This is a genomic window from Sphingobacterium nematocida (genome assembly GCF_900168125.1).
Classification (GTDB): domain Bacteria; phylum Bacteroidota; class Bacteroidia; order Sphingobacteriales; family Sphingobacteriaceae; genus Sphingobacterium; species Sphingobacterium nematocida.
The window spans coordinates 292,585-319,361 of sequence record NZ_FUZF01000003.1; the positions used below are offsets into that span (position 1 = coordinate 292,585).

Below are 26,777 nucleotides of genomic sequence, written 5' to 3' on the forward strand. Positions count from 1 at the left end.
AATTCAAAGTTTTGGTTAGTCAAATAATTTCAACAACTCCTCTTTACTCAACGTCTTCATCAAATTCGTTTCATCCAAAATCAATCCGTCAGCCAATTGCTTCTTGTGTTCCTGTAATACCAATATTTTTTCTTCTACACTATCTTTGCAAACTATCTTATAGGCATTCACATGCTTTTCCTGCCCGATGCGATAACAGCGATCAATTGCCTGTACCTCCACAGCCGGGTTCCACCAAGGGTCGAGAATATAAACATAATCAGCCGCCGTTAGATTCAATCCCGTGCCTCCTGCTTTCAGACTAATCAAAAACACCCTGCAGCTTTCATCACCTTGAAATCGCTCTACCGCCTCTTGTCGTTGCTGTTGAGAAAGCTTGCCATCGAGATAAGCATAACCAACCTCCTTCGCCTTAACACGCTCTTCAACCAACTGTAGCATACTTGTAAAAAAGGAAAAGAGCAGCACTTTATGTCCCGGGACAACCTCAGACAAGATCTCTTCAATCTGGTCTAACTTGATTGAATCTGAATTAAAACTTTCATCTTTCAATAACGCAGGCGAGTTACAGATTTGCCGCAATTTATTCAGCGCCTCCATAGCTACGAACTTAGATTTTGAAGGATCTGCACTGTTTAAATTATCAGCAACCTCACCCTGATATATTTTTCTATATTTATCATACACCTTTCGTTGTGCAGGCAACATATCGACCAAAAGTGTTGTCTCCATTTTATCCGGTAAGTCTAGTGCCACCTGCATCTTCGTACGACGCAGCATAAAAGGTTGTATCATTTTTTGCAAGCTTCCCAACGTTTCATCTCGGCTCTCTTCCTGCGCTATCCCTTTATAAGCATTATTGAAGGCTCGGTAATTACCAAAGAAGCCTGGGTTAACGAGGGTCATCTGTGCATAGATATCCTGAATCCCATTTTCTATCGGTGTCCCCGTCATCGCAATTCGATAAGAACTTTTTAAATCATATAAATATTCAAACCTCTTAGAATTGCGATTTTTGACTGCCTGGGATTCATCCAAAATCATATAACTGAAAACAAGGTTCCTTAGAAACAAAACATCTGCCATAGCTGTCCCATAAGTAGTCAATACCACCGACCCTTCACCTAACTCAGAAATATCTTTACGTTTTGTACCATGATAAATAACAATCTCTCTGGCAGGTGCAAATTTCTGGAACTCATTTTGCCAATTAAACAACAATGAATTAGGTACAATTATAATAGAGGGCCCAGAGTTAGGGTTTCTTTCATAATAATACTCCAAAAGCGATATTACTTGAAGCGTTTTTCCTAACCCCATATCATCCGCAAGTATTCCGCCCCATTGAAACTCTTGTAGAAATGCCATCCAACTCAATCCTGCCAATTGATACGGTCTTAATGTAGCTTTAATAGTTGCAGGAACGCTAACTAAAGGAATCTCTTTCATATTTTCCAATTTCTCCCGTCTTGAGCGAAGTCCTTCATTAATAATACTAGGATCTATTTTTTCCAAAACGGCCTGAAAAGACAAACATTGAGCAGAAGTTAAGACAAGATATTCACCTTCTATCCGACCCTGACTAAATAGAGGAATAAACATGGACCGTAAACTATCACTTATATAAACATATTGATCACTATTAACAATGTACCAGTTTTTCTTATCGAATAGATATCTTTCAAAACCACTCAAATCTAAAGATAGATTACCAAGATTAAAGCTAAGTTGGATATGCAAAAAATTTCCATGAGTCAGTACATCCCGCACTTTCCATTTCGGTTCGTACGGATAATATTTTGAACCGAGCTGTATTCGATCTAAATTCAACTTAATCTGATTTTCACGACAAGATCTCTTTAACCTTTCAATCCAACTGGTTTTTGCGATTGATACTAAAGGTAATCTCCACGAATGACTCGTCGACTCATCATTAAACAACTCATGCTGACTTGCAACAAATGAAGCGAACTCCAGTTCTTCATTGTAATTTCTTTTAGCCACCATTAACTGATTGTCACAAGACCACAATATCTGGGGGTTCTGATAATCCAAAATCGGTACCGCAATATCTCCGAAAGCCACTTTCGCCTCCAAATGCAAATAATCATCACTCACATTCAAATCTAAAATCCTAAGCATTTCAACGCTGGAAGTAGACATATAATCCGATTCAGGTCGAAAACTGCTGAATTGGACAGGAAATCTCTCCAACAGTGGTTTTATGATATCCTCATAAAAACATTCAATATCCTGCTTCAGTACAAAAACCTTAAAATCCGAATGCTTAAATTTATTAAGTACCTGTTCGATATAAAAATCATCGATAAACAATACTGTCTTATTACCAATTTTCATTAGAAAACTATGCTTGCTACTTAAAAATTTAGGAGATTTCACTTGAACTCCTTTATAGTATAATAATACCTCAACCAGCAAGCCTTGAAGGCTTTCTATTACCCGAATATTAATCTTGAAGTCTTCACCACCTATCTTAAGCTTTTTATATACATTTGTCGATGAATTCCGAAGTACAATTTCTGCGACATCGTAGTTTTTCCTATTCGACTCGAAAAAACATATATCATCATTCTTGAGATAATTCACGATTACATCGCACCACAAGTTCATCAACTTTTGCTTCCTGCCCCACCTTTCATCTTGAGATACAACATCTAAGGAAGAAAGCTCACTTATTTTTAACATCTGGCGAGCAACGGCGTCCAATGCTAATTCATAACTAGTTAATGTCTCCGGTTGTGGCAAATTTTCGTTAAACAAATAACTGGATTGAAATGTGTTACCACGCCTATCTCTGCTTAAAAAAGGCATTAAAAGAGGTAGCCCATTTATGTCATTATCTATGGGGATTGCAAAAACCAATCTCTTCTGTTTTTCATTCTGAGCTAACTCTTCAAAATGAAATCTAACATCTAATAAACTTGGGCTTGATTTATCAAATGGGTAGCTATAAATTCTTCCCAACCCAGCCACAGCTTCTAAAATTACTTTCGGTGTCCTTGAAAATACGTTAGCAACTAAAACTTTAAAAAGCTTACGCTGCTGCTGATTAGGGTAGTTCCATTGTTCATTATATAAGTGTTTAAAATAGAACTTATTGTCTCGGAGCCGATCTTTAATCAAAGAATAGGCATGCTGGCACAAGCCTTTTTTATTATCATTACAAGAGCAATGAACCTTCATAAAAGCAGAAGTCAAAGAAATGGAAACAATGTACTTTTCTGTATTTGAAACTTTCACTTCAAACTCATAATGATTGTCAAACACACTGTGCTCAAAATCCAAATCAAACTTAACCTTCGTTAGAGAGTCTTGTCCGCGAAAATATCCTTTTAAATAGGTTATCGACATCATCAGTCCACCATTCTCATTACTCTCCCATGGAATCAAAAAAGGTTCGGAAGCCTTACGCTTAGGCAAAGCAGTGGCCTTGGACACCACTACAGCGTCCGTTTCTACGGTCTCTTTCATATGACTTAGTATTAGTTTTTAATTGGTTGCTGACCCAGCTATCGGTCCTATGACATGGTATTTCAGGGATTTCACAAACTCTATCAAATGCGATTTAACTTCATCCCCGATAAAATAATCACAGAGAAATCTCCCTTGCAGCTCCAATTTTGAAGACAATCGTTCGATTAAAAGCTTTTTGTTTAGTTCCATAATTCATCAGTTTATATTAATATTATCACATCCTGCACAAACCTGTTGCAGAAATAATTCATAACTGGATATCTTTTGTTGATTTAAATAGGAACAAAACAGCTTTTTAGCGCAATATCATTGGTAAATCTCCTATAGTAGTTCTCGTGTTTTTTATTAGTTTTGTTTAGTGTTAAACTATCTATATCAACAAAACAAAGATAGGCTAATATTTTAGATAAAAACAAATAAATATCAAATATTTTGGATACAGCTAGAAAAAGAATCATAGATTTTATTGAAAATCAATCCATTAGGCCAAAAGATTTTTTATTAAAAACAGGCTTAGCAAAAGGTTTTGTGGATCGATCGCATCAAAAATCTGGAATATCCGATATTTATCTATCTAAAATATTAGATAAATTCCCCGAGATAAATGCAGAATGGTTAGTAACCGGAAAGGGCGATATGCTAAAACCACTCAAACCAGATGTAGTAGAGGAACACACCATACCCTATGAACCGGAGCCAAACACAATGATCAGCTTATTAAAAAAGCAATTAGAACTATTAGAAGAGACTAAACAACTTCAATCGGAAAAGATTATACGGTTAGAAACGGAATTAGCGGACTGCAAAAAAGGAACACGAGAAAGCTAAGAGAATACGATATCCTTTAATCTATTCAACAATATAATCGTATATTCAACAAGGTAGTTTTATCCGATAATCATCTACAGATAAAGCACAACATATTCAGCCCTAAAAGCACTTCTGTACGTGTTGACTCCGTGTTGTCTCCGTGTTGACAGCATGTTATAATCGGTAACAATTTGTTTTAGTGTAGAAGGCACCCCGTACACAGCTGCCTTCTCAGTAGGTTCTCCACTACATCTATAGTATATCTACACTAGGGTATCATAGCGCTCAATTGCTAATTTCATAATCCTAAAGCACCACCAATTTCAAATTTCATAAACGTCAGTACATCACGATTCTCAATTCCATAAAAATTACAAAATATTGTTTTTCAAATATTTAAATGATTACCTTTAGTTAATGGCGATAATCGAAAATGGATATCTGAGAGGTCAGATTGGGAATCTGGTCAATCGAAAAGTTGGAAACAAAAATGTCGTACAGACCAAACCGTCCGACAAAATACGACAAACGAGATGGACAGAAGCCGCATCTCGCGACTTTGGAACCGCTAGTTCTGCTGGTGCATTAATACGTCGGGCGTTCAGACCCCTACATCTGGATATGCACGATAGTAGAATGCACAATCGGTTACAGCAGCAAATGCAACGTGTGTTACGGGGGCATGGAAAACAAGACCAAGGAGATCTCCACGTTAAAAGAGGCAACATCCAAAGGTTAGTAGACTTTCAATTTAATGAAAAGTCCCACCTCTATGACTACCTATACTTTAATCCAAAGGTATCTTTCGAATCCGATGGCACCACGTCCCTATCGCTTCCAGCCATTAACGCACAACGTAATTTTTTCATCCCAAAAAACTGCAGCCATGTTATGCTAAAAATCGAAGCCATAGGTTTTGATTTTGGATTCAATCGCTTTGAAGTCATCGGGAGTCACGAAATTGAACTGCCAATATACAGTCAAAATGGGGAAGCAATTACCCCCCAGACACTCATCTTCGAACCAAAAGACCAGCATTACGACAGTATAGTAGTCTCCCTTTCCATTCTTTACATTACCAAAAATGGAAGCTACACGTTCTTATTAAATTCAGAAGATTTAAACCCTGTTGGTATCATCGCAGCTTACAACTTGTAATATACAAATCGACTATTACCTACATATGACCAACTTTCTTGAAATTATGCAAAGCAATAATTATATTTGTTACACTAATTATTGTTATGCTAAACGAAAGTTACAATCAATACTCATTTATTCTCGACCGTACAGCGAGAAAGGTGAAACAGTATGCCCAAACGGCTTTTACGGACCACCAATTTGAACTGACGGTAGATCAGTGGACAGTCTTACGTACCATTTATGAAAACCCCGACCTTACCAATAAGGAGATGGCCGAACTATGCGGTAAAGATCAACCGACCCTAACTCGGATCATCGATTTATTGATAAAGAAAGAACTTGCCGAACGGATAACCAACTCTTCCGACCGTCGCTCCCTACGCCTACAGATTACAAAAAAAGGAAAGAACAAAATACAGGAGATAGCTCCCAAAGTAGCTGAATTCAGGATGCAGGCATGGAAAAACCTGAACGAAGAAGACTTTGCCCACTTTACACGAATATTAAACACCATATACGATAACTTAACTCAAAAATAGTATCATGATACAAACAGATATTTGCATTATTGGGGCCGGTCCCGTTGGACTGTTCGCCGTATTTGAAGCCGGTTTGTTGAAAATGCGTTGCCATCTAATTGATGTATTACCACAGGTAGGTGGTCAACTCTCCGAGATTTATCCACACAAGCCCATCTACGATATCCCTGGATATCCTGTTGTCAAAGCACAGGAACTCATAGACAATCAGATGGAGCAGATAAAACCGTTCGCACCTACATTTACATTAGGCGAACGCGTAGAAAAAGTCGAAAAACAAGAAGACGGGTCTTACATTGTTATTACTTCGGACGATACCCGTGTACATTGCCAAGCTATAGCCATCGCTGGTGGTTTGGGTTGTTTCGAACCTAGAAAACCCGAACTGGAAGGTATTGACACCTTCGAACGCAAGGGAATAGACTATATGGTCAAAAATCCAGAGACATACCGCGATAAAACCCTAATCATTGCAGGCGGAGGTGATTCTGCCCTCGACTGGACAATATACCTAAGTGACTTTGCAAAAAAAGTAACATTAGTACACCGCAGCGATAGCTTCCGAGGTGCACCTGACTCCGCAGACAAAGTATACGAGCTGGCGCAAAAAGGAAAAATCGACCTATTACTGTCTCATAACCTTCTGAGCGCGCATGGTAATGGCTCTCTATCCCATGTCAAACTATCGAATAAAAGTAAAGAAGAACTCCTACTAGATGCCGATTACCTCATTCCCCTATATGGACTTACACCAAAATTAGGCCCGATAGCAGACTGGGGGCTCAACATTGACAAGAATGCCATAGAGGTAAATACATTTGACTATTCCACCAATGTAGAACGTATTTATGCCATAGGTGATATCAACACCTACCCTGGCAAGCTAAAACTGATCCTATGTGGATACCACGAAGCAACACTGATGGTACAATCCGCATTTAAATATGTTTATCCCGATCAAAAACTGAGTTTTAAATATACCACCGTAAATGGAGTCCATGCCTTTTAACTGTGATAAAGGTTATGGTGGTGATAAAGGTTACATAAAAAATGAACGAACATATTATTGAAATAGAAATTGAAGACCGCGATGGTAGTACAGCCACCATCGAAGTCCCTACGGATGTTAACTTAAGTCTAATGGAAATCCTGAAAGCATCCGACTATGAAGTGCTAGCTACCTGTGGGGGGATGGCGCTATGCGCCACCTGCCATGTTGAAATCAAAGCCGGAGCAGAGAATCTTCCGCACGCTGAAGATCAAGAGCTTGACATGCTGGATACCTTACCCGATGCCGATGACAACAGCAGACTAGCCTGTCAAATCCGATTGACGGACCAAAATCAAGGCTTATCGATTAGGCTACGAGGCGCGTTACAATAAACTGTGTACAAAAAACACTAAGACACCCTTGTTTAAACAACTAGAAATGCCTTTATATACTAGTCAACACTGTTTTAATTGCAAAAATAAGAGCAGATCAATAAAACTTTGCTATTGAAATATTATATTTTTTTAAGATATTTGTATTAAAATTTAAAACAATAAAACAAACGATATATGTTGTTGAATCGTACAGAACGTTCTTTCCCTCGAGTAATCATTATTGGTGGAGGCTTTGGAGGTGTGGAAGTTGCGCGTAAGCTTAAAGACAAAGAGGTGGAAGTAGTGTTGATCGATCGAAACAATTTTCACGTGTTCCAACCATTAATGTATCAAGTTGCTACGGGAACGTTAGCTGCCGATGCCATTTCTTTTCCGATCCGTAAAATGTTCAAATCGCAGCCTAATTTCCGATTCCGTATGGCGGAGGTATTACGCATTGACAAGGACAAAAAAGAAGTACACACTTCGGTAGGAACTTATGATTACGATTATCTGGTTATCGCAACCGGCGCAACATCCAACTTCTTTGGTAATGCGGAAGTAGAGAAATACTCCCTTCCGATGAAAAGTATTCAAGAAGCCCTAAATATCCGTAGTTACGTATTACAAAATCTCGAAGAAGCCGTACTTCGCAAAAATATTTCTGATCGCGAACGCTACCTTAATTTTGTTGTAGTAGGTGGTGGCCCGACAGGGGTCGAGCTTTCCGGTGCAATCGCCGAAATTCAATTGCACATGCTGAAGAAAGATTATCCAGAACTTTCTGAAAATGAAATGAAGGTATATCTTGTAGAAGGTACGGGCAAAATATTAGGTGCACTTTCAGAAAAATCATCCCGTGATGCCGAACGCTACCTAAAAGAATTGGGAGTCAAAGTAATGGTCAACACACAGGTGACAGGTTACGACGGTAATACCATCACGTTCAACAACGGCGAAAGTATCGCAACCAAAACCGTTATCTGGGGTGCAGGGGTAAAAGGACAATTTCCAGAAGGTATACATGCCGATTACATCGAAAGAGGAAATCGCATCCGTACCAACGGACAGTGCCAGGTGGAAGGATTTGACGGCATATACGCTATCGGAGATGTGTCTGCAATGATTACCGAAGAGACACCTCGCGGACTTCCAGGAGTAGCACCAGCAGCACAGCAACAAGGTAAATACGTTGCTCAGCATATCATGAATATTCTTTCTGGAAAACCTAACGAAGAGAACTTCAAGTACTTTGACAAAGGTTCTATGGCTACAGTAGGCCGCAACAGAGCTGTAGTAGACATGGGTAAGTTACATATGAAAGGATTCATAGCATGGATGACCTGGATGTTTGTCCACCTAGTATCCATCTTCGGATTCCGCAACAGATTAATAACGTTTGTAAACTGGACACTTAAGTTCTTCACGAAAAACTCGGGAATCAGATTGATTACACATCGTTACGACAGACCGCAACCAGTCAATAACGCAAAAGAACAGAAAGTTTAAGACCAGTCAAAGCAAGACTATTTTAATATCAATAATAAAGGCGGGATTTTATAAAATCCCGCCTTTATTATTGATGATCCCGTACAAGTTAAAAAGTGACCGAATTGAGCTTTTTATCCACTAAAAGACCGTCAACAGCCTTCAGATTAAAACTAACATTCCGTTTTGCTTTCAACTTAATCTTAAACAAGACCTCAGAGCCATTTAGCGTCTCTTTATTTCCAAGATTCACAAATGTAGGATACAGAACCTTACTACCATTGGTATGAAGCCGGTCATTGGTATAATTATTCATTCCCTTCATATGCAGCGACTCCACACCTACGAATTCAAAATCTCCATTATTGTATGGTAGGGCAAAACTAAGCGCATTGACAGCTTTGAGATTTTCCCCCGTTACGCTCACCTCTACAATCTCTCCAGCTTTCAATAAAGTTTTAGATGGGAGCAATTTCAACACACCAGCTACCTGCTCGTCTTTGGCTGGCTTAGCCCCTCCTTCAATAACCACTGCGACATTCGAAATATCATAGGCATCTATTAGATTATTTTTATTCACATCACCATTACTTACATACCCCTCAAAATCACCGTCACCCATCCGTATTCCCGTATAATTAATATACGACGTCAGGTCATTCTGATCAATAAGACGGTCATTATTGATATCTCCCGGCAAATAACTCGAAGATCCCGGAACCTTAAAAATATAAAGCTCCCGACCAGATCCAAAACCTCCTACAGCTTCCGTAACCGAGATTTTAACAAAACGGGCCACAGGATGATTATCGAAATTAAAACGTTTCATTTCCCCATCACGCTTCCATTCAAAGCTGCCTGCCTCTGTCCAGTTGTTTTTATCATTACTATAAGACACTTTTCCTTTTTGCAGAATGCCATTTCCACCATCTGTCCTTGGAAGATACTCAAACTTATCTAACTGATTTACGGTCCTAAGATCTAAAACTATCTCAAATGGAACAGCCTTTTGCCCCCATTTGGTGTGCCACATATCCCCCTCATCATAGTTAAAGAGCTTGTCGATTTCACTTCCGTCCTGATTATCCACCGACGTTTCAGCTAGAATGCCCTCAATAGCAAACTCCAACGGATTAGCTTTCGTTTTAGCAGAAAATGTACTCCATTCCGACACGCCCGACTTATTCACCGCTCTAATTTTAAAAACATAGTCACTTTCCGCTTCCAGGTCTTCAAAAAGCAACTGATTTCCCTGGATTGTCGAGTAGACCAAATCGTTAAACGCAATCTCATAATAGTCGGCATTTGCTACCTTGTCCCATTGCGGCAACAATGTATAGGCTTGCCTACTACTATCTGGCACTACCGCTTTAGGCATAGCCAATGCCCCTGTCTGTGACAGGTATTTATCCACCGGTGCATACTTAAAACCGTCGACCTGTATTTCAAGGGTTGTAGCAGAAACATCTTGTTTACCAATACGCACCAAGACCATTGGATTTTTGATCAGACTAGTTTTCTCAAATTCGGAACCCTTAGTCGCAAATTGGTTTAAATTTGGCTGCTCATCATAAAAGTAAACGTTGTCCGTACTATTGAACGCTGCTAATGAATGTACTTCCTGAAGCTTTACACCTTTTTTATTCACCTTCACAACGACTTTTTTGGGTGCCTCTGTTACATTGAAACGGACCTCTGTAGATTTTACTTTTTCAAAACCTCCAAAATCACCTTCGGATGGGGCGATCGTGAACAAAGCTTTACTTCCCGCCAAAACGGAAGAAATTTTCGTATTTACCCCTTTTCCATAACGATAAGCTTCGGTCTTACCATCATCGTCATACTCTTTAAAACTCGAATTCCCGAACGGATAAACTTCGTAAATACGATGATCCTTCTTTATCTCCAATATGTTATTGTTCGGGTTTGTCAATGGAATAATCGCTCCATTTTTCACAAAAACAGGTAATTTCCAAATGGGAGTTTTAAAATCGTTGATAACAAGGTTTCCCTCGTACTTATCACCGGTGAAGTAATCGATCCATTCTCCGTCTGGCAGATAAATACCGTTACGGATATCGTTTCCTTTCTCATCTGCACTTGTCTCCTTGTAGATAGGTGCCACCAAAAAACTCGGCCCATACATATACTGGTACTGTGTAGATTTGCCTAACGTGTATGGATTTGTCTGCTCTAAGAACATCGCCCGGATCATGGGTAGACCATCAGTAGCTTCTTTGGCAAGACTATAGCTGTAAGGAACCAATTGAGATTTCAATTTCAGGTAAAAGCGATTGATGGAAGTAGCGGGTTCGCCCAAAGCATGGGGGTATTTCTCATTGGAACCCCAGCCATCCATATTTAGTTCCATAGGCGTCCAGGTTTTCCATTGGAAGTCCCTGATATTAACCTTAAAATTTTTACCGCCAAAGATTCCATCCATATCCGAAGTAATATTAGGCTGCCCCGAAAGCCCGGAGCCTATATAGGTAGGAATATGGAACCGGATGTATTCCCACACCCCTCCTGTCTGATCACCAGACCAGATTCCTGCATATCGCTGAGTTCCGGCCCATCCATCCAGAGAGATTATAAATGGACGAGCGTCATTACCGTAATAAGGCATAGTGTGCCCTACATCCGCCACCCCATTCAAACCAAAGGAATAACCCGGACCTACCCATGCCACGTCCGTTTTCAGTACACGCACCCCCGCATCCCGCACCTCTTTTACAATATCACGCTGTAGTAATGCACTGATACTATCTTTGGGATGTAGATCAGACTGTGTCCACAATCCTATTTCAACGCCATTTTTACGCGCATAATCACCAAACTCTTTTAGATTATTGATATTCCCATCGAGGGTTTCAGTTTGACCATAACCTGCTCCATAACCGTCGTTAGGCAATATCCAACCCAAAGGCATATCATGAGCTTTATAGCGGTCGATAACAGCCCGAGCTGAAAACTGGTAATTATTCTTTTCTCCATTCAATGACTCTTTAACACCGCCATTGTCTTTTTGATTCTCTTTATAACGCTTACCATCCTCGAAAAGAATCCCTTTTTCGTCTGCTGTCCAGTAGTCTCGGTTATAGGCATTCAAATGCCCCTGATACAAACCAAATTTTGGCAACAGAATAGGATTGCCGGTCAATTGGTAAAAGTCATTCAACAAAGGGACAGCGCCGTCGCTTATCATAAAAAAGACATCTAGATAGTCCGTATCGTGAGACAAACGCACTGTACCCTTTGTTTTTGCACCAAACGTATAGCTACCTTTTTTAAAGGTGTGCCACATAAAACCATAGCCGTTGGTGGACCAAAAATAAGGTGTAGGTGATGCGACCCCACCATCCGTCCAACTATTCTGGTTTTCAATCGCTATCGTTTTTCCTTTATGTGAAAACCGTCCATTCTGAACTCCCCCACCAAAAAAATACTCCTCTCGACCTTCCTTCAATTCGATGGTTACTTGTTTTTCCTCGAAAGTAATAGGTTTTAGGCTTTCAACCACTACACGGTTATTCTGCCGGTTTAAAATCCGAAAATGCGAAGTCTCTTTGTCTATTGTAAATTCAATATCCTTTGTCGTTATCGTTACCTGATTCCCAGTTTCCTTTACTTCAAGTTGATCGACGCCTCTTCTGGGTTGTTCAACCAGAATCTTGGCTTCCGGTTTTGCTTCCGGATCGCGGATGATTCCGCCCTTTACATCCTGAAATATTCTGAAAATATGATTACCATAGAAATCCAAGGTCAGTCTCTGAAGGTTGTCATATACAATCTCTACTGTTGTCGAATTTATTTTCTGAACAGCAACAATCTTACTGTTTTTATCGATAGGCTGTACGCTAACAATAGGAGGATTTGCACTGAGTTTGGCAGGTTGAAAAATAAATGGAGAAGCCAATCCTACCAACAAACTGACTTGTGCTTTGGCAATCCAAAAAGATACCTTCATACGCGTGGTTTATAATAATGAATAGCCATTTTGTATTGTAATCCATGCGATACAAACACTTGGCTTTTATATTTAACGAAACAATAATACAATAGTATCTCCAAGTAAAAAAGAGCCAACAGGATGCAAACGATTGTCTAATAATAATGTTGCATACGCACTATCCTGCCCCAAGTAGTAAAGATGAAGGAGAAATCCTGCCGATAAAAGCGGAGATTTATTCCGAAACGACATAAGTTTGTTAACTTTGAATAACCTTCAAAATAGAATAGATATGGACAACAAAACGATAGCGCGTACCTTTAAGCTTTGCGGACAACTCATGGAACTACACAATGAAAATCCATTCCGTAGTAAAGCCATAGCTAGTGCGTCGTTCAAGGTGGACAAGCTACCCTTCCAAGCTGCAGAAGCAAGCCTGGAAAAACTAAGTGAGCAACCGGGAATAGGAAAAAGTACAGCCGAGAAAATAAAACAGATCGTAACCACTGGTACTTTTCCCGAATTGGATGAACTTTTGGCCAAAACTCCAGAAGGAATCTTAGAAATGCTCAAGATCAAAGGTCTTGGCCCTAAAAAGATACAGATTATATGGACTGATCTAGCTATAGAGACCGTAGGTGAGCTTTATTACGCCTGCAATGAGAACCGCCTCATTGAAGCCAAAGGCTTCGGCTTAAAAACACAAGAAGATATTAAAAAGGCCATTGAATTCTCGATGGCAAACCAAGGTTGGTTTTTATATGCAAAAGTCATTGCATCAGCAGACAATGTATTAACGCATCTTCGAAAAGCCTTACCCAACAACCAAGTGGAATTCACCGGTGAATTCCGTAGAAAATGTGAAGTACTCGCAAAGGTAGAACTAATTATCGATACCGATATCGCGTCTATCCGTAAGGCCGTGACTACACTCCAAAATGAAGTAGCTATCGAAGAAGACACCGATCAGCTTTCATTTAAGGATGAAAATACCTGTCCTTTTGTTATTTACTCCTCCAGCTCTTCCTCCTTTGCGCACGACTGGCTAATACGCACAGGATCTGAAGATCATTTAGCTCTTTTAAAGGCGCTGAGCACAGCAATACCTACGGGCGACACAGAAGCTGATATCTATAAAAATATGGGCTTAGACTACATCCTGCCCGAACTGAGAGAAGGTCTAGATGAGGTCAGCCTTGCTCAAAGACAACAACTACCGCAACTTATCGAGTTTGGCGACCTGAAAGGTACACTGCACAACCACTCCACCTACTCGGACGGTGTTCATTCGTTAAAAGAAATGGCACTATATTGCAAAGACAATCTTGGTCTTTCCTACTTCGGGATTTGCGACCACTCTAAGACTGCCGTTTACGCAAATGGCCTAACAATAGATCGCTTAGAACAACAGTGGGCAGAGATTGATAAACTCAATACCGAGCTTGCTCCTTTCCGGATATTCAAAGGGATTGAGAGCGACATCCTATCCGATGGATCTCTCGATTACTCCGATGATATCTTGGCTAAATTTGACTTTGTCGTCGCTTCTGTGCACAGCAATTTAAAGATGGACGAAGAAAAAGCTACTGCTCGCCTAATTAAAGCTATTGAAAATCCTTATACCACCATATTGGGACATCCTACAGGAAGGCTTCTTTTGGCACGTGCGGGATATCCGTTGGATTTCAAAAAAGTAATCGATGCCTGTGCCGCAAACCAAGTAGTCATTGAAATCAATGCGAACCCACTACGCTTGGATTTGGACTGGCGTTGGCACCGATATGCATTGGAAAAAGGCGTAATTCTCTCCATTAACCCCGATGCGCACCGTACCGAAGGTTTACTAGACATGCATTACGGTATACATGTAGCCCGTAAAGGCGGATTGACAAAAGAAAAGTGCTTCAATGCCTTTACGCTAGAAGAAATTTCGACTTACCTTGCAAATCGTAAGGCTAAAATTTAAGAACACAGCTTATAAAATAAAATCCATCCGTTTGTATCGGATGGATTTTTTATTTATAAAGGATCAAGTAAACTACTTATCCTTCAATACTTGGAATAGTGACCACTTCGTTGGTATCTGCCTCATAATTTACTTCAGGGAAGTTAAAGCCGAACAAATGGAAGAATTCGTCACGGTACCCTTGGATATCTGAAATTTCCTCTAAATTTTCTGTCGTCGCTTGTTCCCAAAGTTTAGCAACTTCTTCCTGTACATCATCGCGCATTTCCCAATCGTCAACACGGATACGTCCTTTTTCGTCCAAAGCAAGCTGTCCATCAGCACTGTAAAGGCGTTCTGCAAACAAACGTTGCATCTGCTCAATCGTACCCTCGTGGATTCCTTTTTCTTTCATTACTTTATAAAGTAATGAAATGTACAAAGGAACTACAGGTATAGCCGAGCTTGATTGCGTAACCAATGCTTTATTGACAGAAACATATGAAACCCCGTTAAGATCTTTCAGCAAGTCATTGATAACTGGAACTGTACCTTCCAAATCATCTTTTGCTTTTCCGATCGTACCGTTTCTGTAGATAGGGTAAGTAAGCTCAGGGCCGATGTAGGAATAAGCTACCGTTTTTACGCCGTCTGCCAATACACCCGCAGCCTTCATATCCTCAATCCAGAATTTCCAATCCTCTCCCCCCATTACTGCAATCGTGTTGGCAATGTCTTCTTCGTTCTCTACTGGTTGAATCGAAATATCCGAAACCACACCTGCATGAAAATCTACTGTCTTATTGGTAAAAGATTGTGCTATAGGTTTTAAAACAGAAGCATGTGCTACACCTGTCTTAGGATGTGTACGTCTTGGAGAAGCCAAAGAGTAAACGATTAAATCTACCTGACCTAAATCTTTCTTGATCAACTCTATAGTCTGCTTTTTAATATCATCTGAAAACGCATCGCCATTGATACTCTTAGCATACAAACCTGCCGCGTGCGCTTCTTTTTCAAATGCAGCAGTATTATACCATCCAGCAGTACCTGGTTTACCCTCTGCAGCTGGTTTTTCGAAAAAGACACCGATAGTAGCCGCATCTGAACCGAATGCAGCGCTGATACGTGAAGCCAAACCAAAGCCAGTAGAAGCTCCTACGACCAATACTTTCTTAGGACCGTTACTTATTTTACCTTTCGATTTAACATATTCAATTTGGTTTTTCACATTTTGTGCCGTTCCTTCAGGATGTGAAGTCAAACAGATAAAACCTCTTACGCGTGGTTGAATAATCATATTTAATACTTAGATGTTAATGATGTTAACAAAGGTACAAACTTATATAAAATGCTTTGAATTCACGCAATAACGGATTAAAAAAGAAATTTATCGGATATAAATAAATATTTAAGTAGTTTTAAGAAATAGTCATGATAAAACTACAAAACTATCCTTCAGTTACCGGATAATGTAGTAATCATGCACATATGAACCAAATAATTATTAACCAATGCAAGACTTAGATTTAGAAAACGAACATCTTTTCCCCAGTTTAATGGATAGAATGCAATCATCCCTTATTGATACTGGGATTATTTTACTAACACTGTATACTTGTGGATTATTTTACGACAGCATTGAAGCTCCCGACTGGCTTAGGGCAGCGTCATTGATCTTTGTATTTTTCCTTTACGAACCCGTTATGCAGACAATGGGCGGTACTGTTGGAAATAGAATAAAAAGAATAAACGTCCGAAAAAATGAAGACTTCACCAAACCGATTAATTTCTTTCAAGCACTGATACGCTTTGTAGCAAAAGTATTTTTAGGATGGATTTCTCTTTTAACCATACACGGAGATATTCGGAAAAGAGCGATACACGATATGATCGCAGGTACTGTGATGGTAAATAAACAGACAAATCCCGCTCGATTACCTGTTCCGATTTATCGGGATGAACAATAATATACATTTTTTAAATGGCCCCTTTTCTTTTTATTATTACTTTTGTCGTCAAATTATTGAGATACAATATATAGTATAAATTAAAACCAAACTTTTTATGAAAAAAATCTACTTAAGCTTAGCCCTAGTATTAGGCTTGGCAAGCACTCAGGCACAAGAGACTCACCCTGCCATCCAAAAAGGAAAAATAATGATTGAAACCAATTTCACACCTTTTGGCACAGGAAATAGTGGTTTTAGCTATTCAAAAACTGATTGGGCTAAAAGTTGGCAGGTTGGCGCCTCGGCAGGATACTTTGTCATAGATAAACTTGCTTTTAAGGCTGGTATCGGATACACAAAAACAGAGCTGGATATCGACTTTGGTGGTCTCGCCTCAGCCAACTTCAACAGCGATGCACTTGCTTACCAATTTGGCGCCAAATATTACATCATTAACTGTATCACTGTACAGGTCGATTTCAATGGTACAAAGCAAGGAGATATAACAGCGAACTCTATTGGCGGTCAACTGGGCTACGCTTGGTTTATAAAGGATAATATGGCACTGGAGCCTGCGGTCAAATACAATTTGGGCGTAGATGACAACAGCAGCAATGTGTTCTCCGCGGGATTAGGATTTTCGATTCACTTTTAAAACAAAAGGCTTTCATTTCTGAAAGCCTTTTGTCTTTAGTACTACTTTATATGCGCTCTAAGCATCCACGCTGTTTTTTCATGCTTAGCGAGTACACCGACCAAGAAATCTTCTGTCCCGGCATCACCATGTTTATCGACCACATCAATATATTCACGGATGGTAATGATCAGGCTTTCGTAATCTCCCAATAACTCCTTAATATACCCTTGACTATCATTCTTACCATACTTCATCTCTGTAAGCTGCGTCAATTCTAAAAACTGCTTCATCGTACCGACAGCATAATGTCCAATTGCCCGCACACGCTCTGCAACCTCATCGATCAATTCAGCCAACTCATCATACAATCCTTCAAAGAACAAATGTTGCGCATGAAAATCTACGCCCTCAATATTCCAATGTGCGTTGCGCACCTTAGTGTACAATACATTTTCATCTGCCAATAACTTGTTCAATAAAGCTGCCACGGCAGCCGTGTCTTTTTCCTTAATTCCGATATTTGCTTTCATACGTATATATTTAATTGTTAATGTTTAATTGTTAATGATTAATGTTTGCCCACTTCATACCCCGTCACTCTATAACTTATTACCCCTTCTTAACCCTCATAACTTTCTTCACTTCATCAGCGCTATCATTCTTTACTCGCTTCATTCAACTTAGTCAAACTTTCCACATCCAGTTTCAGATTCACGGCTTCTGCAAAAGCTTCCAAATGCGTCTCTTTAGTAGCACTTGCTATAGGAGCTGTTACGGTTCTTTGTGCCAACAACCAGGCCAATGCTACCGCGGATGCGGATACTCCATAAGTTTGTGCTACATCGCCCAGTGCCTTCACGATACGTCGTCCGCGATCATTCCAATATTTCTTCTGAATACCCTCCCCCCGAGCTGACAGTCCAAAATCAGCCTCCGAAGTATATTTGCCCGTTAAAAAACCGCTGGCTAATGAATAATACGGAATCACACCAATTTGTTTTTCAAAAGCTATTTTTTCATACAAATGTTCAAATTTTGCACGATCATAGAGATTGTACTCGGGCTGTAATGAAACATAAGAAGCAATCTGTTTGGCGTCCGAAATCTCTAAACTCTCCACCAAGCGCTCAGGAGATATATTAGAGGCTCCAATATAACGTATCTTCCCAGCCTTGATCAAATCCTCATAAGCCCGTAAAGTTTCTTCTACCGGAGTAACCTCATCATCATAATGTGTTTGATAAAGGTCAATATAATCTGTTTGCAATCGACGTAGCGAATGTTCAACCTGTTCTTTGATATAAGTACCCTGAACATTTGGCTTCGTGTCATAGCCAAACCTACCTCCCACCTTTGTCATAAGAACAATACTATCCCTACCTCCACGTGCGCGCAGCCAATTTCCAATTATCGACTCAGACTCACCGCCCTTATTACCCTGTACCCAATGCGAATAATTATTAGCAGTATCTATCGCATTAAATCCCAAACCTAGAAAACCATCTAAAATCTTAAAAGAAGCCTCCTCATCCAATGTCCAACCGAACACATTGCCACCGAAAATTAAAGGTACTATAGTAAGAGAAGAGCTACCCAATTGTCTTTTATCCATCATAAGTCTGTCGTTTTTTGAAGTATTACAAGTTACCCATTTTTCAAGCCAACAAGGAGATTCCTATGTAATTTTTAAGTCAGTTAATTGTTGTTATCATGTGAACTTGTTAACTTCTTAACTTGATAACTCCTTAACTGGATAACTTGATAACCCCACCACTTCTTCCTACTTTTGCATTTCATAATATAGGAATAACAAAATGAAAGATTCAACTCCCTTTTTCCATCTTTTCAAACAAGATATCACAGCGCTGGAAAAACCGGATAAATTCACTTTCCCCTTTTGTTATGAACCAGATGCTTTAAGCCTACTAGCCGCTGAAGAACTTCAAGACTATTTAACCCATCAACAGGATTTTGAACACAATTTTGGGCTAGTAGACGGTCAACAAGGTAGCCCTATCGGAAAAATGTTTGGGGTACTCGTTGTTGAAGATCAACAAGGAACGTTGGGCTATCTGGCCGCTTGCTCTGGAAAACTAGCCGGCACCAATATACATAAGCATTTGGTGCCCCCTCTTTTCGATATGCTCAATCCTGAAGGATTTTTTCTTCAGCAAGAAGCGATAATCAACAAGCTTAACAGAGAAATCGAAATTTTGGAAGAAATGCCTGATATTCCATTGTTACGTCAACGACTACAAGAGACCCAACGACAAACAGCAGACGAGTTAAGCAATCTACGTATACACCATAAACAAAATAAAAGCAAGCGAAAAACAGTCCGGAACGAACAGAAGCCACTGCTATCCGAGGAAGATTATACTTTATTAGAACAGGATCTTGTTAAGCAGAGCTACAGGGATCAACACGAGTACGATGTTTTAAAGCAAAATAGCAAAGAAGCAATTGCTTTCGTAGAAAACCAACTGCAAGATCTATTGGTACAGATTTCGGACAGGAAAGAACAGCGAAAACAACTTTCTGCTAATTTGCAACAGCAGCTCTTCGATCAATATATTTTTCTCGATGCGCAAGGCCATCGAAAATCCCTACTTCCGATTTTTGAAGAAGCTCTTCAGATGCTCCCTCCTGCTGGAGCAGGAGAATGTGCTGCTCCCAAACTGCTCCAACATGCCTATCTCAACAATCTCAAGCCAGTCTGCATGGCTGAATTTTGGTGGGGGACATCCCCTTCATCGGAAATACGGAAGCACCGGTATTTCTACCCGGCTTGCAAAGGAAAATGTGAGCCTATCCTAAGCCATATGTTGCAGGGACTATCTGTAGCCCCTAACCCACTTCTTGAAAATCCAGCAGACAACAAAGAGCTCCCAATTATCTTTGAAGACAACGATATCATTGTTGTAAACAAACCGGAGGAATTTCTTTCTGTCCCAGGCATACATGTTCAGGACTCGGTACAGACACGCATCCTACAGCGCAACCCTGAGATAACAGGGCCACTCATTATACATCGGCTCGATATGTCCACTTCAGGAATATTAGTACTTGCAAAGAACAAAGAAGCACATCAGTTTATTCAAGACCAGTTCATCCGTCACACGGTAAAGAAAAGATATACAGCTCTCCTTGATGGTATAATTAATGAAGAGAAAGGGCTCATCGATTTTCCTATGCGTGTCGATCTAGAAGATCGTCCGCGACAAGTGCTATGCTATGAACATGGCAAAAATGCGCAGACACAGTACCAGGTAGTGGCCATAGAAGGTAACAAAACGCGTATCCACTATTTCCCGTTAACAGGGCGTACACACCAGCTACGTGTACATTCCGCCCACCAACAGGGACTCAACACTCCTATATGTGGCGACGACCTCTATGGTAGACGTGCGGACAGACTACATCTACATGCCGGGTACATCCAATTTGTACATCCCACGACACGACAATCCATTAGCTTCGAAGTCAAAGATCCTTTCTAATAGAATTATAGAATATTGATGCATTTCCTTAACTTGGAATAAATTTTAAGATCCCAAATGGAAGCACTGCGATATGCCTATCAACACCCCCTGTTAGAAGCCAAAGACTTTGAATTAATATGTGATGCACATGAAAAGAAAAACCTATCGAAAGGTGACTTCTTGTTACAAAAGGGACAAACAGCAAATGAGTACTATGTGATCGAAGCTGGACTAGTCCGCTCCTATCTTTACGATTATGAAGGCAATGAGATAACTATTGATTTTAAAGGTAATAAAGAAGTTGCTATTGAAGTGGCCTCACTTTTTCAACGTGTCCCTACACAGGAATACATCCAATGCCTCACCGATTGTACACTTTGGAAAATTAAATTTGACGACTTTCAAGAACTTTTCCATCAAATCCCAGCTATGCGGGAATGGGGCCGTGCCTGGATGGCATTCGAACTGTATCTAAGCAAAAAAAGAGCCACCGAAATGATTACCGAACCTGCGACAAAACGATACCTGCAATTAATGCATGAAAGGCCACAGGTAATCCAACAGGCACCGCTCAAACACATAGCAACCTATCTGGGGATCACCGATACCTCACTGAGCCGTATCCGTAAAGAGATCGCACATATATAAGCGCTTAAACATCGAATAAACCTATGCACAAGATTATCCCATGTTTAATGATCCTATTGATGAGCATTGCCTGCCAAAATCAACCTAAACAACAGCACACCGAAGACCGTGTTGCCGACGCAAAGAAAGAAAAAGAAAACCTTCTAAAAAGTAGATTAACAGCTTTAGGGTTATTACCCGACAATCTCAACATCCTATTTCTAGCCTATAAGAATTCGGATAAGCTAGAATTATATGCTAAGAAAAAGACAGACACATCCTATACCCTATTACATACCTATCCCATATGTAAACGCTCTGGTGTGCTAGGTCCCAAAAAAGCAGAAGGAGACAAACAGGTCCCCGAAGGTTTTTATCATATCGATCGATTCAATCCCCAAAGCTTGTACTACCTATCCTTAGGACTCAATTACCCCAACGAACTGGATAAAGACTTAGGATACACCGGATCCGATATTTTTATTCATGGAAAATGCGAAACCGTAGGCTGCTTGCCTATGACAGACGATCTCATCAAAGAAATATACTGTTATGCGTTATGGGCCAAAGAGACCGGACAACAAAAGATCCCGGTTTACATCTTCCCATTTGAAATGACAGATGAAAACATAGAAAAACATAAGTCTGAGGTAGATGATACAACATTAGTATTCTGGAACAATCTAAAAGGAGGTTATGACCTGTTTCATAAAAACTCAAAGGAACTCCAGTATTCCGTACAGAATGGACGATATGTGTTTGATTAGATCGCTGCGTATATTTTAAATGAACCATTAAAATATCTTTTGTCCTTGCCAGGACAGGGCCTTCATTTTTTGCTTGATCAAAAAACGAAGCAAAAAAATCAAGACTGTGTAGCCTATGTTCATCACAGCACGTAAAGCAATCAAGGCGGTTTCCTAGGTCTCCCGGCTATTGGCCTACCCAAGACTGGAAATCCTTATCTATTGCAAGATGTACTGTTGTGCTACGATAGCTTTACGGCCTTTGACTCCATACGCTACAAGGTCGATTGTTCTACTTTACACTGATTGTTCGCGATTACTTACATTTTGGGAAATGTCACCTTGGCGGGTTGCCAATTGCAGGAATGGGAAGACGTTGTTGCAAGCCGGCACAGTGACGAGTTTTTTGTGTACTTTTTTGCGAAAAAAAAGTACAGGCCAGTCACGGCCTGAGTGACAAAAGAAAACCTTCCTTAAACCTCTCCTCCCTCATCTCCTTAAGATTCAAAATATTTATCCCTCCCTGTCCCCTTATTCTCCTTAAATTTTAGCAGTTTTGCAGCACTAAAATAAAAATCAAAGTGCCGAAGAAGAGTTATATAATCGTTCTTAAGAGAATTTCTTACATATTGACCGGATTAATTGCTACAATTTTAGCAGCAATGCTTATCCTCCCCTATTTTTTCAAAGATCAAATCAACAATACCCTCAAAGAGATCGCTAATAAAAAAATCAATGGTACCCTAGATTACCGTGATGTTAACGTTAGTTTCTTTACCCATTTCCCTTCCTTGACCACGTCTGTACATGATGTACAACTGAAAGGATCGGCTCCCTACCAAGACAGTACACTACTGGCCCTCAAAGAGGTCAGTATCGGCGTTGATCTAATGTCGCTATTCAGTGACAAGATAGTTTTGGACAAACTGATTTTAAGCGAAGGAAAGATAAACGTACTCGTAGACTCGCTAGGTGCAGCAAATTATAACATTTACAATAGTACAGACAGTACAAACCAAAAAAGCAATAGCGACTCCACAGGTGGGCAAATTGCTTTCAAGTTGTTAAGATTAAAAAATGTAGACCTCCATTACTTTGATGCTTCAATACCCATGCAGATTGAAGCCAAAAACATAAATTACGAGGGCAGAGGAGATTTAAGTTCCAGTATTTTTGACCTCAAGACCGATGCCAAGATTGAAGCTTTTTCTTTCACATTCGACAACGAAAAATATGTAGAGCACAAAAGCATTGATGCACAGTTAATCACGCGCATCAATACCAATGACCTCTCTTTTCTCTTCGAGAAAAACGATATTCGCATAAACCAGCTTCCAGTACGTTTTAAGGGAGCTTTCGCCTTTCTCTCCAACGGATACCACTTAGATTTCAAGTTAAAATCACAAGAAAGTACACTCAATGAACTCCTGTCCCTAGTTCCTACTGCCTACGCAGACTGGCTTAAAGACACCCAGGTAAAAGGTACATCGGAGGTGTTTATGAATCTGGAAGGAGACTATATTGCGGACGAGCACAAGATGCCCAATCTGAGTCTAGGATTAATCATCAATGACGGTTATCTATCCTACAACAATGCAAAGACACCGATTACAGCATGGAATGCCAAGTTCAGAGTAGACCTACCCCAGCTCAATCCGGACTCGTTGGCAATTGACCTTAAACAATTTGAATTCAAAGTCGCCAATGGCTTTTTCAAAACAGAAGGACAGATCAAAGGAGTTGATCCGATGCAAATCCATTCAACAGTTAATAGTTCACTCGATTTAGGTAATCTATCTCAAGCGGTACAATGGCCGGACTTTAGTTTTGCTGGACAATTGGATCTTGATGGACACGTTAAAGGTACTTACTCCACAGACACACTAACCTATGGACTACGGAATAAAAAAGAAGTATATATATCGTCCATTCCCACGTTCAACATCAAAAACTCGCTGAAAAATGGCTACTTTAAACTAACGGCCTTACCGGTCGCCATCGAAAGAATTGCCTATTCGCTAGAGGCCTCAGGGACAGATCACAATATCAAAAATGCGAAAATTGCGATAAAAGACATCGATATCGCTTCCCTAAACAACTTTATAAAGGGGCATGCAGACATCAAGGATTTTCAAAAACTTCATCTCGATGCTAATATTCAAGCAGACATTGACCTTTCGGACATTAAAAAGATATACCCAATCGAAAGCGCAGAATTTGCGGGAAATGTATTTGTTAATATCATTTCGCAGGGCTTCATGGATTTGAAGAAAAATATTATCCCTGAAACCAGCGCAACAGTTACCATGAAAAACGGATATTTTCAATCAACGGAATATCCTATTCCTTTAGAAGATATTCATGTAGAAACGTATATCAACAGCAAGAAAGGTTCCTTACATGATTTGAGCATAAAGATCCTTCCTATTTCATTCAAGCTAGCAGGTGAACCGTTTTTCTTGCATGCAGACTTTCAAAACTTCAACAATATCAAGTATGCAGTCCAATCCAAAGGCATGCTTAATTTGGGCTCTATCTATAAACTTTTTGCAATTGAAGGAACTGATGTGGATGGCTATATCCGCACGGATGTCGATCTGGCTGGTTTGCAAAGTGATGCTATGCAAGGCTGTTACAATCGCTTGAAAAATGAAGGCCAGGTGGATATTGGCAATATAAAGGTCAACACAGAACTCCTACCTCAGGACATACATATCAAAAGCGGAAAGTTCTCTTTCAAACAAGAAAAACTCAATTTTGATAGATTTGTCGCCCAGTATGGAAATAACGAAATCAGTATAAAAGGGTATATTAATAATATCATTAACTACCTAACCTTAAACACAGATGTCCTTAAAGGTCGTTTCAATCTGCACAGCAAAAAAATTACATTGGACGACTTCATGGCCTTCAGCGCACCAACCACAACGTCCACTACTTCGAATAACAATTCAGGAGTGATATTGCTACCACAATTACTCGATGTCGAAATTCTCGGAGCCGTGGATCAAGTGTACTATGAACAAATTCTCCTCAAGAACTTCAAAGGCAACCTGAAGTTAAAATTCGGCAATCTCGCTATTGACAATACGGGTTTTGAACTCGCGGGTCTTAAAGCCGATATGTCCATAAAATACCGTCCGCTAAACCCTTACAAAGCAAGGTTTGATTTTACAGCAAAAGCAGACAGTTTTGACATTCAACGAGCCTATAAAGAAATACCCCTATTCCAACAAATGGTAACCTCTGCAAAAGATGCCCACGGGATCATTACTTTAGATTACCAATTGGCAGGACTGTTAGACGGCAGTATGGCCCCCATTATGCCTTCTGTGCAAGGAAAGGGAACATTAAGTCTGGATAAAATCCGCTTTAAAAATTTCAAATTATTGAATGGTATCAGTCAAGCTACTTCAAAAGAAGGTTTTCTCGATGCGGACCTCAAGAAAGTTAAAATTCATAGTTCAATCAAGAATAACGTAATGACTATTGAACGCACCAAAATGAAAATGGCAGGTTTCCGTCCCCGTTTTGAGGGACAAGTCACGTTGGACGGCAGGATGAACATCGGTTTTAGACTAGGCCTGCCTCCTTTTGGAATTCTAGGTATTCCAATGCGGATCAACGGGACATCCGAGAATTTCAAGATAAAACTGGGGCGCTACAAAGAAGACGACTTAGACACAGAGATGGATGAGGAGGATAAAGCGACCTATGAGGCGTCTTTGAAGAAAGACAGTGTATCCAATAATTTATAAGTAAAGAGCCTATTTATTTTTAGGCTCTTTCTTCGGAAATCCCGAATCAAATACTTTGTCCCAGATAGCAGAACTGACTCCAAATCCTTTCTCCGGATCAGAATAGTGATGCAACATGTGGTGATCCTTTATTTTCTTGAACAACCCCGACTTGAAGTTAGCATGATGCATCGCATAATGACATTCGTCATAAATCAGGTAACCGAATAAAAATCCAGCAAAAAAAGATGCTAGTATAAATTCAGGAAAGAAAATATAAAAAATAAAATAGATAATGGTCGCCATTGGAATACTCGCAGATAGCGGCATAACCAACCGCAGCCTGTCTTTTGGATAATCATGATGCACCCCGTGAAAGATAAAATGAATACGCAATCCTATTTTACTTTTGGGAACAAAATGAAATACCCAGCGGTGCAGGATATATTCTGCAAATGTCCAAAATGCTAAACCAAGGAGGAAGTAAAGTAGAACATTACCGACCGACATTTCACCGACCACATAGGACTTACGAATAAAATAGATGATAACCGGAATCCAAAAAATCAAGGGAACCGTAAAATGAACCTTAGTCAATGACTCTAAGAAATCATTTTTAAACATTCGGGTGGACTCTGTTGAATTTGAAACGTAGTTTTTCTTTGCCATAACATCAAATAATCCAATTTATACCCTACATGATAGTTTATCCATAGGGTTAACACAAAATTAATGTTCGCAAGTAACATTCGAAAGAGTTGTTCGTCATATTTATGTCCAATTACTGACTTTTATACCAATAAGGTTAATTTTCAGGACTCAAGAGACATTTCTTTGATATCGCCCCTTTCCATGACAAAAA

At 39.8% G+C, this 26,777-nt stretch carries 20 protein-coding genes; 13 read left to right on the forward strand and 7 right to left on the reverse strand.

What is annotated here, in order from left to right; all coding sequences use genetic code 11:
- Positions 1–15 precede the first annotated feature (15 nt).
- A complete protein-coding gene (locus tag B5X76_RS05655; RefSeq protein ID WP_079642046.1) occupies positions 16–3,492 on the reverse strand; it encodes a DEAD/DEAH box helicase in 3,477 nt (1,158 codons plus the stop codon).
- An 18-nt stretch (positions 3,493–3,510) separates the two neighbouring features.
- Positions 3,511–3,684 (reverse strand): hypothetical protein, encoded by a 174-nt coding sequence (locus B5X76_RS21935; RefSeq protein WP_176140995.1) that lies wholly within the window; start codon positions 3,682–3,684, stop codon positions 3,511–3,513.
- A gap of 243 nt (positions 3,685–3,927) precedes the next feature.
- Between B5X76_RS21935 and B5X76_RS05660 the strand changes: the two genes are divergently transcribed.
- The 6 genes from B5X76_RS05660 (at position 3,928) to B5X76_RS05685 (ending at position 8,861) form a co-directional block, all read left to right on the forward strand.
- Positions 3,928–4,323, forward strand: coding sequence for a hypothetical protein (locus B5X76_RS05660; protein WP_079642047.1), 396 nt, complete (start codon positions 3,928–3,930; stop codon positions 4,321–4,323).
- Positions 4,324–4,722: 399 nt separating this feature from the next.
- The gene (locus B5X76_RS05665) at positions 4,723–5,463 is read left to right on the forward strand and encodes a hypothetical protein (protein ID WP_079642049.1); all 741 of its coding nucleotides are present in this window, start codon (positions 4,723–4,725) and stop codon (positions 5,461–5,463) included.
- 86 nt (positions 5,464–5,549) lie between these two features.
- On the forward strand, positions 5,550–5,987 hold the full coding sequence (locus tag B5X76_RS05670) for a MarR family winged helix-turn-helix transcriptional regulator (RefSeq protein WP_079642050.1): 438 nt from the start codon (positions 5,550–5,552) through the stop codon (positions 5,985–5,987).
- A gap of 4 nt (positions 5,988–5,991) precedes the next feature.
- Complete coding sequence (locus B5X76_RS05675) at positions 5,992–6,996, forward strand: NAD(P)/FAD-dependent oxidoreductase (RefSeq protein ID WP_079642052.1); 1,005 nt, start codon at positions 5,992–5,994, stop codon at positions 6,994–6,996.
- A gap of 41 nt (positions 6,997–7,037) precedes the next feature.
- Entirely contained in the window at positions 7,038–7,370 is a 333-nt protein-coding gene (locus B5X76_RS05680; RefSeq protein ID WP_079642054.1) for a 2Fe-2S iron-sulfur cluster-binding protein, read from the forward strand.
- Positions 7,371–7,547: 177 nt separating this feature from the next.
- Positions 7,548–8,861 (forward strand): NAD(P)/FAD-dependent oxidoreductase, encoded by a 1,314-nt coding sequence (locus tag B5X76_RS05685; RefSeq protein ID WP_079642055.1) that lies wholly within the window; start codon positions 7,548–7,550, stop codon positions 8,859–8,861.
- 88 nt (positions 8,862–8,949) lie between these two features.
- Here B5X76_RS05685 and B5X76_RS05690 read toward each other — a convergent pair whose 3' ends face one another.
- Positions 8,950–12,807: a TIM-barrel domain-containing protein gene (locus B5X76_RS05690; RefSeq protein WP_079642057.1), complete on the reverse strand. Its 3,858-nt coding sequence runs from the start codon at positions 12,805–12,807 to the stop codon at positions 8,950–8,952.
- Between the two features lie 274 nt (positions 12,808–13,081).
- Here B5X76_RS05690 and B5X76_RS05695 point away from each other — a divergent pair, with 274 nt between their 5' ends.
- Positions 13,082–14,755 carry a DNA polymerase/3'-5' exonuclease PolX gene (locus B5X76_RS05695; RefSeq protein ID WP_079642059.1) on the forward strand — a complete coding sequence of 558 codons (1,674 nt, stop codon included), beginning with the start codon at positions 13,082–13,084 and terminating at the stop codon, positions 14,753–14,755.
- A 76-nt stretch (positions 14,756–14,831) separates the two neighbouring features.
- Here the strand turns inward: B5X76_RS05695 and fabV are convergent, their stop codons facing one another.
- Positions 14,832–16,034 carry an enoyl-ACP reductase FabV gene (gene fabV, locus B5X76_RS05700; protein WP_079642060.1) on the reverse strand — a complete coding sequence of 401 codons (1,203 nt, stop codon included), beginning with the start codon at positions 16,032–16,034 and terminating at the stop codon, positions 14,832–14,834.
- 214 nt (positions 16,035–16,248) lie between these two features.
- On the opposite strand from fabV, the gene B5X76_RS05705 reads away from it, so the two are divergent.
- Positions 16,249–16,704, forward strand: coding sequence for an RDD family protein (locus B5X76_RS05705; RefSeq protein WP_079642062.1), 456 nt, complete (start codon positions 16,249–16,251; stop codon positions 16,702–16,704).
- A gap of 97 nt (positions 16,705–16,801) precedes the next feature.
- Positions 16,802–17,341, forward strand: coding sequence for an outer membrane protein (locus B5X76_RS05710; protein ID WP_079642063.1), 540 nt, complete (start codon positions 16,802–16,804; stop codon positions 17,339–17,341).
- 41 nt (positions 17,342–17,382) lie between these two features.
- On the opposite strand, the gene B5X76_RS05715 is transcribed toward B5X76_RS05710, so the two are convergent.
- Complete coding sequence (locus tag B5X76_RS05715) at positions 17,383–17,853, reverse strand: Dps family protein (protein ID WP_079642065.1); 471 nt, start codon at positions 17,851–17,853, stop codon at positions 17,383–17,385.
- A 125-nt stretch (positions 17,854–17,978) separates the two neighbouring features.
- Entirely contained in the window at positions 17,979–18,938 is a 960-nt protein-coding gene (locus B5X76_RS05720; RefSeq protein ID WP_317042856.1) for an aldo/keto reductase, read from the reverse strand.
- Positions 18,939–19,137: 199 nt separating this feature from the next.
- Between B5X76_RS05720 and B5X76_RS05725 the strand changes: the two genes are divergently transcribed.
- From B5X76_RS05725 to B5X76_RS05740, 4 genes are all read left to right on the forward strand, one after another.
- Positions 19,138–20,823 (forward strand): RluA family pseudouridine synthase, encoded by a 1,686-nt coding sequence (locus tag B5X76_RS05725; RefSeq protein ID WP_079642067.1) that lies wholly within the window; start codon positions 19,138–19,140, stop codon positions 20,821–20,823.
- A 57-nt stretch (positions 20,824–20,880) separates the two neighbouring features.
- Complete coding sequence (locus B5X76_RS05730; protein WP_079642068.1) at positions 20,881–21,453, forward strand: Crp/Fnr family transcriptional regulator; 573 nt, start codon at positions 20,881–20,883, stop codon at positions 21,451–21,453.
- Between the two features lie 23 nt (positions 21,454–21,476).
- Entirely contained in the window at positions 21,477–22,199 is a 723-nt protein-coding gene (locus B5X76_RS05735) for a L,D-transpeptidase family protein (RefSeq protein ID WP_079642070.1), read from the forward strand.
- A 560-nt stretch (positions 22,200–22,759) separates the two neighbouring features.
- A complete protein-coding gene (locus B5X76_RS05740; protein WP_079642071.1) occupies positions 22,760–25,936 on the forward strand; it encodes an AsmA family protein in 3,177 nt (1,058 codons plus the stop codon).
- A gap of 9 nt (positions 25,937–25,945) precedes the next feature.
- Here the strand turns inward: B5X76_RS05740 and B5X76_RS05745 are convergent, their stop codons facing one another.
- Complete coding sequence (locus B5X76_RS05745; protein ID WP_245800961.1) at positions 25,946–26,584, reverse strand: sterol desaturase family protein; 639 nt, start codon at positions 26,582–26,584, stop codon at positions 25,946–25,948.
- Between the last annotated feature and the right edge of the window lie 193 nt (positions 26,585–26,777).

Excerpts from the sequence above, each read along its gene's own strand:
- B5X76_RS05655 (WP_079642046.1), bottom strand. The coding sequence starts at position 3,492 with ATGAAAGAGACCGTAGAAACGGACGCTGTAGTGGTGTCCAAGGCCACT.
- B5X76_RS21935 (WP_176140995.1), bottom strand. The coding sequence starts at position 3,684 with ATGGAACTAAACAAAAAGCTTTTAATCGAACGATTGTCTTCAAAATTG.
- B5X76_RS05665 (WP_079642049.1), top strand. The coding sequence starts at position 4,723 with ATGGCGATAATCGAAAATGGATATCTGAGAGGTCAGATTGGGAATCTG.
- B5X76_RS05670 (WP_079642050.1), top strand. The coding sequence starts at position 5,550 with ATGCTAAACGAAAGTTACAATCAATACTCATTTATTCTCGACCGTACA.
- B5X76_RS05675 (WP_079642052.1), top strand. The coding sequence starts at position 5,992 with ATGATACAAACAGATATTTGCATTATTGGGGCCGGTCCCGTTGGACTG.
- B5X76_RS05680 (WP_079642054.1), top strand. The coding sequence starts at position 7,038 with ATGAACGAACATATTATTGAAATAGAAATTGAAGACCGCGATGGTAGT.
- B5X76_RS05685 (WP_079642055.1), top strand. The coding sequence starts at position 7,548 with ATGTTGTTGAATCGTACAGAACGTTCTTTCCCTCGAGTAATCATTATT.
- B5X76_RS05690 (WP_079642057.1), bottom strand. The coding sequence starts at position 12,807 with ATGAAGGTATCTTTTTGGATTGCCAAAGCACAAGTCAGTTTGTTGGTA.
- B5X76_RS05695 (WP_079642059.1), top strand. The coding sequence starts at position 13,082 with ATGGACAACAAAACGATAGCGCGTACCTTTAAGCTTTGCGGACAACTC.
- fabV (WP_079642060.1), bottom strand. The coding sequence starts at position 16,034 with ATGATTATTCAACCACGCGTAAGAGGTTTTATCTGTTTGACTTCACAT.
- B5X76_RS05705 (WP_079642062.1), top strand. The coding sequence starts at position 16,249 with ATGCAAGACTTAGATTTAGAAAACGAACATCTTTTCCCCAGTTTAATG.
- B5X76_RS05710 (WP_079642063.1), top strand. The coding sequence starts at position 16,802 with ATGAAAAAAATCTACTTAAGCTTAGCCCTAGTATTAGGCTTGGCAAGC.
- B5X76_RS05715 (WP_079642065.1), bottom strand. The coding sequence starts at position 17,853 with ATGAAAGCAAATATCGGAATTAAGGAAAAAGACACGGCTGCCGTGGCA.
- B5X76_RS05720 (WP_317042856.1), bottom strand. The coding sequence starts at position 18,938 with ATGATGGATAAAAGACAATTGGGTAGCTCTTCTCTTACTATAGTACCT.
- B5X76_RS05725 (WP_079642067.1), top strand. The coding sequence starts at position 19,138 with ATGAAAGATTCAACTCCCTTTTTCCATCTTTTCAAACAAGATATCACA.
- B5X76_RS05730 (WP_079642068.1), top strand. The coding sequence starts at position 20,881 with ATGGAAGCACTGCGATATGCCTATCAACACCCCCTGTTAGAAGCCAAA.
- B5X76_RS05735 (WP_079642070.1), top strand. The coding sequence starts at position 21,477 with ATGCACAAGATTATCCCATGTTTAATGATCCTATTGATGAGCATTGCC.
- B5X76_RS05745 (WP_245800961.1), bottom strand. The coding sequence starts at position 26,584 with ATGGCAAAGAAAAACTACGTTTCAAATTCAACAGAGTCCACCCGAATG.